The 7,848-nt window shown below is 75.8% G+C and carries 10 protein-coding genes and 1 pseudogene; 7 read left to right on the top strand and 4 right to left on the bottom strand.

The window, feature by feature from the left end:
* Positions 1-807, top strand: an 807-nt coding sequence (locus E1300_RS45350; RefSeq protein ID WP_278045435.1) for an ATP-dependent helicase C-terminal domain-containing protein, incomplete at its 5' end; no start/stop codon positions are given.
* 13 nt (positions 808-820) lie between these two features.
* Here E1300_RS45350 and E1300_RS45345 read toward each other — a convergent pair.
* On the bottom strand, positions 821-1,291 hold the full coding sequence (locus E1300_RS45345; protein WP_131763458.1) for an ArsI/CadI family heavy metal resistance metalloenzyme: 471 nt from the start codon (positions 1,289-1,291) through the stop codon (positions 821-823).
* A 126-nt stretch (positions 1,292-1,417) separates the two neighbouring features.
* On the opposite strand from E1300_RS45345, the gene E1300_RS45340 reads away from it, so the two are divergent.
* The 4 genes from E1300_RS45340 (at position 1,418) to E1300_RS45325 (ending at position 3,413) form a co-directional block, all read left to right on the top strand.
* Positions 1,418-1,813 (top strand): ArsR/SmtB family transcription factor, encoded by a 396-nt coding sequence (locus tag E1300_RS45340; protein ID WP_131763457.1) that lies wholly within the window; start codon positions 1,418-1,420, stop codon positions 1,811-1,813.
* The gene (locus E1300_RS45335) at positions 1,810-2,259 is read left to right on the top strand and encodes an arsenate reductase ArsC (protein ID WP_242619809.1); all 450 of its coding nucleotides are present in this window, start codon (positions 1,810-1,812) and stop codon (positions 2,257-2,259) included. The genes E1300_RS45340 and E1300_RS45335 overlap by 4 nt, the downstream gene beginning before the upstream one ends.
* A 63-nt stretch (positions 2,260-2,322) precedes the next feature.
* Positions 2,323-2,673, top strand: a complete 351-nt coding sequence (locus E1300_RS45330; protein WP_131763456.1) for an ArsR/SmtB family transcription factor — start codon at positions 2,323-2,325, stop codon at positions 2,671-2,673.
* Positions 2,673-3,413 (top strand): methyltransferase domain-containing protein, encoded by a 741-nt coding sequence (locus tag E1300_RS45325; protein WP_131763455.1) that lies wholly within the window; start codon positions 2,673-2,675, stop codon positions 3,411-3,413. The genes E1300_RS45330 and E1300_RS45325 overlap by 1 nt, the downstream gene beginning before the upstream one ends.
* Before the next feature lie 54 nt (positions 3,414-3,467).
* Here the strand turns inward: E1300_RS45325 and E1300_RS45320 are convergent, their stop codons facing one another.
* Positions 3,468-4,226: a TetR/AcrR family transcriptional regulator gene (locus E1300_RS45320; protein ID WP_131763454.1), complete on the bottom strand. Its 759-nt coding sequence runs from the start codon at positions 4,224-4,226 to the stop codon at positions 3,468-3,470.
* Between the two features lie 91 nt (positions 4,227-4,317).
* On the opposite strand from E1300_RS45320, the gene E1300_RS45315 reads away from it, so the two are divergent.
* Positions 4,318-5,283 (top strand): ATP-binding cassette domain-containing protein, encoded by a 966-nt coding sequence (locus tag E1300_RS45315; protein WP_131763453.1) that lies wholly within the window; start codon positions 4,318-4,320, stop codon positions 5,281-5,283.
* Positions 5,280-6,095 carry an ABC transporter permease gene (locus E1300_RS45310; protein WP_207400351.1) on the top strand — a complete coding sequence of 272 codons (816 nt, stop codon included), beginning with the start codon at positions 5,280-5,282 and terminating at the stop codon, positions 6,093-6,095. Before E1300_RS45315 ends, E1300_RS45310 begins: the two co-directional genes overlap by 4 nt.
* Here the strand turns inward: E1300_RS45310 and E1300_RS45305 are convergent.
* Entirely contained in the window at positions 6,074-7,330 is a 1,257-nt protein-coding gene (locus E1300_RS45305) for a sensor histidine kinase (protein WP_131763452.1), read from the bottom strand. The two genes, E1300_RS45310 and E1300_RS45305, sit on opposite strands and share 22 nt — an antisense overlap.
* A gap of 78 nt (positions 7,331-7,408) precedes the next feature.
* A pseudogene (locus E1300_RS45300) lies at positions 7,409-7,848 on the bottom strand (hypothetical protein); the annotation flags it as partial.

Raw genomic sequence — 7,848 nt, 5'->3', positions numbered from 1 at the left:
GTCGCCGCAGCCGACCGTCCCGCCGGGGCCGCCTCCGCCCGCGTCCGGCAGGCGGTCGTGATCGGCGAGGACATCGCCCGGCGCGCGGCGGCGCCGCTGCTGGAGACCGCCGACGAGGTCGCCTGGCGGGACGGCGACGTCGCCGCCCGGCGCGTCGAGCGGCTCGGCGCGATCGAGCTGGACGCGCGGCCCCTGCGCGACCCCGACCCGGCGCTCGTCCGGGCGGCGCTCCGGGACGGCGTGCGCGCCGAGGGGCTCGGCCTGCTGAACTGGACGCCCGCCGCCGTCGCGCTGCGCGAGCGGATGGCGTTCCTGCACGGCGCGCTGGGCGAGCCCTGGCCCGCGGTGGACGACGCCGCGCTGCTGGAACGGCTCCCGGAGTGGCTGGAGGGCGCCCGCCGCCGCGCCGACCTCGGCCGCCTCGACGTCGCGGCCGCCCTGCGCGGCCTGCTGCCCTGGGACCTCGCCGCCCGGCTGGACGAGCTGGCCCCCGAGCGCGTCGAAGTGCCCTCGGGGTCGCGGATCCGCGTGGACTACGCGCAGGAGCGGCCCGTCCTCGCGGTGAAGCTCCAGGAGCTGTTCGGCTGGGACGCGGCGCCGCGGCTGGCCGGGGGGCGGGTGCCCCTGGTGGTGCACCTGCTGTCCCCGGCGGGGCGTCCCGCCGCGGTCACCGCGGACCTCGCGACGTTCTGGCGCGAGGGCTACCGCGCCGTGCGCGCCGACCTGCGCGGCCGCTACCCCCGCCACCCCTGGCCCGAGGACCCCACCACGGCCGCGCCCACCAGGCGCGCCAACCGCCGCCGCTGACCGCAGCGCGATATCAGCAGCAACTCGACCCGGAGACGACCTCGACATGGCCGGGATCGGTCACCTGCTCGCCGGAGGTGCAGCACACGGAGGCGACGGGGCTCTTGCCGAGAGCGTCCGCGTCGGCTTTGACCGTGTAGACCTCCCAGGGCTCGCTGCCGGGGCCGTGCACCCAGACCTTGTCCTGGACGGCGTAGCAGCACGAGGTGTCGTTCTCCTCCAGCGTCACGAGCCCGGCGTCCGCCAGACGCCTGGCCGAGTCCGTGACGAGGCCGGAGTCCTCGACCTCGACGCCCAGGTGGTCCATGCGGGTCGGCTCGCCGTCCTCGCCCTGGATCAGGACGAGCTTGAGCGGCGGTTCGGTGATCGCGAAGTTGGCGTAGCCGGGCCGGAGCTTGGCCGGCCCGGTGCCGAACAGCGTGGTGTAGAAGGCGATCGAGCCTTCCAGGTCGGACACGCGCAAGGCGAGCTGGACGCGGGACATGAGGCCCCTCCTCGTGTCGTGGACGATGCCGCTCGGCACCGCCCGGCGAGGGCTGCTTAGACATTCATCTAATCAGCCGGTGGCCCGAGTTTGCGTCCATGCATAGATGGATGTCAAATTAGAGACATGTCTAAACAGCGGCTGCCGAGCCCGATCCCGATCCCGATCTCCGCCGAGGGCGAGGGCGAGGGCGCGTGCTGCGCGCCGCTGGTCCGCGAACCGCTGGGGGAGGGCGAGGCGGCCGAGCTGGCGCCGCTGTTCAAGGCGATCGCCGACCCGGTCCGGCTGCGGCTGCTGTCGCTGATCGCCTGCCACGAGGGCGGCGAGGCGTGCGTGTGCGACCTGACCGCCGCGTTCGACCTGACGCCGCCGACGATCAGCCACCACCTGAAGGTGCTCAGGCAGGCCGGCCTGATCGGCTCCGAGCGGCGCGGGACGTGGGTCTACTACTGGCTCAACCCCGGCGTGCTGGAACGGCTGTCGGCGATCCTGGGACCGCGCGCCACCGTGGCCGTCCCGTGACCGCGGACCGGCGCCGCCTCACCCTCCAGGAGCCCGGCGACGTGCCCGAGGTGCTGTTCGTGTGCGTCCACAACGCCGGGCGTTCCCAGATGGCCGCCGCCCTGCTGGACCATCACGCCGCCGGACGGGTCCGCGTCCGCTCGGCCGGATCGGCGCCCGCGGACGCCGTCAACCCCGCCGTGGCCGAGGTGATGGCCGAGATCGGTCTCGACCTGTCGCGGGAGTTCCCCAAGCCGCTGACCGGTGAGGCCGTCCAGGCCGCCGATGTGGTCGTGACCATGGGCTGCGGCGACGCCTGCCCCGTCTTCCCCGGCAAGCGGTACCTGGACTGGCGGCTCGCCGACCCTGCGGGCCGGTCCGTCGAACAGATCCGCCCCATCCGGGACGAGATCGACGCCCGCGTCCGCGCGCTGCTAGCCGAACTCCTGCCCGCCGACGACGCCTGACCGCTCCCGACCTCGACCGCCGGTCTTCCGTGCGACCACTTCATCGTCTATCGTCGATGAACGATGAATGGGGAGAAGGGGCCGCTCGACCGGCCGACCGCCGCCGAGTACGCGTCCTGGTTCAAGGCGCTGGCCGACCCGACGCGCGTCCAGATCGTGTCCCTGCTCGCCCGGCGGGGACGGCCGATGAGCGTCGGGGAGATCGTCGACGCCGTGCACGTCGGGCAGTCGACCGTGTCGGCCCACCTCAAGGTGCTGGCCGAGGTCCGGTTCGTCCTGGTCGACCGGCACGGCACGTCCCGCCTCTACCGGATCAACACCGCCTGCGTGGAGTGCTTCCCCACCGCCGCCGACCTGGTCATGGGACGTCCCGCACCGGCCGCGCCGGCCTGCCCGCCCGAAGGAGACGCCTGATGCCCGATCCCAGTCCCGGCGGCACGCCCGCCACGGACGCCATCGTCGCCCGCTACTCCGCCCGCGCCCGCGCCGTCCTCGCCGGCGACACCCAGCACGACGACGACGGTGAGTGCTTCGGCGCCGCCGCCTACCAGGCCGAGGACGAGGTGCCCGAGGCGGCGCTGCGCGCGAGCCTGGGCTGCGGCAACCCACTCGCCGTCGCGGACCTGCGTCCCGGCGAGACCGTGCTCGACCTCGGGTCGGGCGGCGGCCTGGACGTGCTGCTGTCGGCCCGCCGCGTCGGCCCGTCCGGGATCGCCTACGGTCTGGACGCCAGCGACGACATGCTCACCCTCGCCCGCGCCAACGCCGCCCAGGCCGGTGCCGGGAACGCCCGTTTCCTGCGCGGCCGCATCGACGACATCCCGCTCCCCGCCGGAAGCGTGGACGTGGTGATCTCCAACTGCGTCATCAACCTCGCCGCGGACAAGGGCCGCGTCCTCGCCGAGGCCTTCCGCGTCCTGCGTCCCGGCGGCCGCTTCGGCGTCAGCGACATCGTCGCCGAACCGGGCCTCGATCCCGGCGAGCGCGCCGCCGCGGAGCGGCGCATCGGCTGCGCCGCCTCGACCCTCACCGCCGGGGAGTACCGCCGCGAGCTGCGCGCGGCCGGGTTCACCGGCGTCACCGTCACCCCGACCGCCGATGCCGGGGGCGGGCTGCACGCCGCCATCGTGCAGGCCACCAAGCCCGCCGGTTAGCCGGAGCGCCACAGGACGCGGGCACCTAACCGGTCGGGACGGCCGTTCCCGGCCTCAGCGGGAGGAGAGGAGGGCCGCTATGCCGTCCAGGATGCGGTCGAGGCCGAACTCGAACGCGCGGCCCGGGGCGACGGCGGCGTTGTACTCCTGGCCGGCGGCGCTGCCGACGCGGGAGCCGATCGGGTAGTCCTCGAAGGAGACCAGCCGCTCCAGCAGCGGCGCCGTCGCCTCCCACCACTCGGCGTCGCTGATCCCGCTGCGGCGCTCGGCCTCGACGGCGTTCACCGACACGCGGGCGGCGCTCTCGGCGAAGCCGGTGACGAGCGCGACGACGGAGTCCATCTCCAGGTCGGTGAAGCCGGCGCCCTCGACGGCGCGGAGCTCGAACTCGTACTTGGCGAGCATGTTCGGGCCCAGCGGCGGGCGCGCCACGGCGACCTGGAGCAGCCAGGGGTGGCGGTGGTAGAGCGCCCAGTTCTCGCGCGCGATGTGCTCCAGCCGGGCGCGCCACCCGCCGGGGACGCCGTCGGGCGGGGTGAGCTCGCCGAGCGTCCGGTCGACCATCACGTCGATCAGCTCGGCCTTGCCGGGGACGTAGGTGTAGATCGACATGGTGGCCACGCCGAGGTCGTCGGCGATGCGGCGCATGGACAGGGCGTCCAGCCCCTCGGCGTCGGCCACCGCCACCGCGGTCCGGACGATGTCGTCCACGGTGAGCTTCGGCTTCGGGCCGCGCTTCGGCCGCTCCCGGACGCCCCAGAGCAGCTCCATGCTGCGCTTGGGGTCGCCGCTCCCGCTGTACTCGGTCGTCACCGTGGCATTCTCCCAGGGATGGAAACTCTGTACGACGTACGTTATAGTTCCCCGAATGAATCCGTATAGCGTACGGAGTTTTAGGAGACCCATGAGCGAACCAGTGTTCGCGGTCGTCGCGGAGGGGCTGCGCAAGCGCTACGGCGCGACCGAGGCCCTCGCCGGGCTCGACCTGCGCGTGCCCGCCGGGACCGTCCACGGGCTGCTCGGCCCCAACGGGGCGGGCAAGACCACCGCCGTCAGGGTCCTCACCACGCTGGCCAGGCCGGACGCCGGGCACGCGACCGTCGCCGGGCACGACGTCGTGCGCGGCGCGGCCGCGGTGCGGCGCCGCGTCGGGCTCGTCGGGCAGCACCCCGCCGTCGACGACGTGCTCACCGGCCGGCAGAACCTCGTGATGTTCGGCCGCCTCCACCACCTCGGCCCCCGCACGGCGCGGCGGCGGGCCGACGAGCTGCTGGAGCGGTTCGGGCTCGCCGGCGCCGCCGGACGGCCCGCCGCGCAGTACTCCGGCGGCATGCGGCGGCGCCTCGACCTCGCCGCCGGCATGATCCTCGCCCCGGCCGTGCTGTTCCTGGACGAGCCGACCACCGGCCTCGACCCGCGCAGCCGCACCGAGGTCTGGGACGAGGTCCGCGCCCTGGCCGGCGGCGGCACCACCGTCGTCCTCACCACCCAGTACCTGGAGGAGGCCGACCGGCTCGCCACCGGGATCTCGGTGGTCGACTCCGGCCGGGTGATCGCCGAGGGCAGCCCCGACGCGCTGAAGTCGCGGCTCGGCGGCGACCGGATCGAGGTCGTCCTCGACGACCCCGGCGCCCTGGACGCCGCCGCGGGCGTCCTGCGCCGCGCCGCCGGAGCCGAGGTCGACGTGGACGCCGAGGCCCTCCGCCTCAGCGCCCCCGTCACCGGGCGGGACGGGCGCGCCGCCGCGCTCACCGAGGCCGTCCGGGCGCTGGACGGCGCGGGCGTCCGGGCCGCCGACATCGGCCTGCGCCGCCCCACGCTGGACGAGGTGTTCCTGCGCCTCACCGAGAAGGAGGAGGTCCCCGCGTGACCACCCTGTCCGAGACCCCGATCGGGCGGCTGCGCTGGGCCGTCGCCGACAGCCGCACCCTCACCGTCCGGGCCCTCCTGCACTGGGCGCGCCGCCCGGGCGACCTGGCCGTCGGGCTGCTGTTCCCGGTGATGGTCGTGCTGATGATGGGCTACGTGTTCGGCGGCCAGATGGACGTGCCCGGTGGCGGCGGCTACCGCGCGTTCATCGTCCCCGGCATGTTCGCGATGACCATGGTGTTCGGCGTCGAGACGACGTTCGCCGCGATCGCCGCGGACGCCGCCCGGGGCGTCACCGACCGGTTCCGCGCCATGCCGGCCGCGTCGTCCGCCGTGATCGTCGGGCGCGGCGCCGCCGACCTGCTGTACTCGGCGGCGTCGCTCGCCGTCATGGCGGGCTGCGGGCTGCTGATCGGCTGGCGGGCGCACGACGGCGCCGCCCGCGCCCTCGCCGCGTTCGGCCTGCTGCTGCTCCTGCGCTTCGCCCTCGTCTGGGTGGGCGTCTACCTCGGCCTGCTCGCCAAGGGCCCGGAGTCGGTGACGGCCGTCCAGATCCTCGTCTGGCCGATCGGGTTCCTGTCCAGCGCGCTCGTCGCGCCGGACACCATGCCCGGCTGGCTCGGCGCGGCCGCCGAGTGGAACCCGATGTCGGCGACCGTCACGGCCTGCCGGGACCTGTTCGGCGCCCCCGTCCCGGACGGCGGGTCCTGGGCCGCGCAGCACGCCGCCCTCATGGCCGTGGCCTGGCCGCTGCTGATCACCGCGGTGTTCTTCCCGCTGGCGGTCCGCCGCTACCGCGCCCTGGGCCGGTAGTCCTCGGGCTCGCCCGGACGCTCCCCGGCGCCGCCGAGCGCGCCGCCGAGGACGTCCGGCGGCGCGGCGGGCAGGACGGCGGTGACGGTGAACCCGCCGCCGTCCCCCGGACCGGCGTCCAGGGTCCCGCCGATGCTCCGCGCCCTCTCGATCATCCCGAGCACGCCGAACCCCTCCGGCGCCCCGCCGGACGGCCCGCGCCCGTCGTCGGCGACCCGCACGACGAGGGCGCCGCCGGTGCGCGTCAGCTCCACCGCGATGTGGGCGGCGCGGGCGTGCTTGACGACGTTCGTCAGGGCCTCCTGGACGATCCGGTACGCCGCGACGCCCACCTCCGGCGGCAGCGGTCCCGCCTCCTCGGCCGGCGGCTCGTTCCGCAGCGTCACCGCGAGCCCGGCGCCCCGCGCGGCCTGGACGAGGTCCCCGATCCCGCCGAGCCCGGGAAGCGTCGCCGGGGCCGCGACGTCGGTGCCCCTGAGGACCTGGAGGGTGCCGCGCAGCTCGGTCCGCGCGTCCCGGCAGGTCGCGGCGATCGCGGCGAGGGCCTCGGCCAGCTCCGCGCGGTCCGGCGGCCGGTCGCCGCGCAGCAGGTGCGCCGCCGCCCCGGCCTGCACGCCGATCACCGTGATGCTGTGGGCCAGCAGGTCGTGCAGGTCGCGCGCGATCCGCAGCCGCTCCTCGGCGACCCGCCGCCGCGCCTCCTCCTCCCGCGTCCGCTCGGCCTGCTCCCGGGTGCGCTCCGCGCGCTCGGCCCGCTCCAGGACCGCCGCCAGGCGCGCGCGGTGGGTCCGCCAGACCTGCACAGCGATCACCACGGCGACGACGGCCTCGACCACCGCGATCTGCTCGCGGACGCTCCCGCCACCCGCCCGCATCGCCATGGCCAGCACGCACGTGCCGAGGACCAGTCCCGCCGCGCACAGCACGAGCCGGACCCGCCGTCCGAGCACCGCGTAGGCGAACAGGGCGATGACCTCGGCGGGGATCAGGGCGTGGTGCTGGTATTGCAGCAGGTGGTACGGCAGCGCCGCCGCGACCAGCGCCGCCAGCGCCGCTCCCGGCCACCGCCGCAGGAACGCCAGCGGCGCGTGCACGCCCGCCAGCAGCGCCGCGCCCAGCGGATCCAGCTCGCGGACCTGCGGCCACATCGCCGCCGCGAACGCCGCGGCCACCGCCAGCGCCGCCGCCAGCAGCCCGTCCCGCACCTGAACGCCCGCCCGGGGCACCGTCACCACGCGTCCATCTTCCCCGCCCCCCGCCGGACCCCGCACCCGCCCCCGCCTACGGATCGGCCGTCCGCCGCCGTGCCAGGGTCAGGGGAGGAGGGCGGCGCGGTGGCGGGCCAGCGCGAGCGCCGGGTAGCAGCTCTCGGGGAGCGGCTCGGTGCCGTTCAGCGCGGCGCGGAGCCTCGCGCCCACGGCGGCGGCGTCGTAGGGCTGGACGACGCACAGCTCCGCCTGCATCGCCTGCCGCGCCGCGGTCATCAGCGCCGGGACGTCCCCGACGATCACGACCTCGCTCGGAACGTCGCCGTAGGCCAGCCGGACGGCCAGCGCGTGCATCCCGGCGGTGCCCGCGCCCTCGTACCGGAACTCGCAGACCAGGCGGTCGCCGTCCAGCGGCCCCTCCTGGATCAGCCACGCCTGGCCGGGCACGACTCTGCCGAGCGACCCCTCCCAGGGCGCGGCGGGGACGCCGCCGAGCGCGTCCGCGGCCCGGCCCGCCGCGCGGCGCCCCTCGACCGGGCCGATCG

This window comes from Actinomadura fibrosa, assembly GCF_900659615.1.
GTDB classification, from domain to species: Bacteria; Actinomycetota; Actinomycetes; order Streptosporangiales; family Streptosporangiaceae; genus Spirillospora; species Spirillospora fibrosa.
This window is presented reverse-complemented; position numbering and strand designations above follow the sequence as displayed.

What these genes read in the sequence shown, in the direction of transcription:
- E1300_RS45345 (WP_131763458.1), bottom strand. Translation starts at nt 1,291, where the DNA reads ATGTCCCGCGTCCAGCTCGCCTTGCGCGTGTCCGACCTGGAAGGCTCG.
- E1300_RS45340 (WP_131763457.1), top strand. Translation starts at nt 1,418, where the DNA reads ATGTCTAAACAGCGGCTGCCGAGCCCGATCCCGATCCCGATCTCCGCC.
- E1300_RS45330 (WP_131763456.1), top strand. Translation starts at nt 2,323, where the DNA reads ATGAATGGGGAGAAGGGGCCGCTCGACCGGCCGACCGCCGCCGAGTAC.
- E1300_RS45325 (WP_131763455.1), top strand. Translation starts at nt 2,673, where the DNA reads ATGCCCGATCCCAGTCCCGGCGGCACGCCCGCCACGGACGCCATCGTC.
- E1300_RS45315 (WP_131763453.1), top strand. Translation starts at nt 4,318, where the DNA reads ATGAGCGAACCAGTGTTCGCGGTCGTCGCGGAGGGGCTGCGCAAGCGC.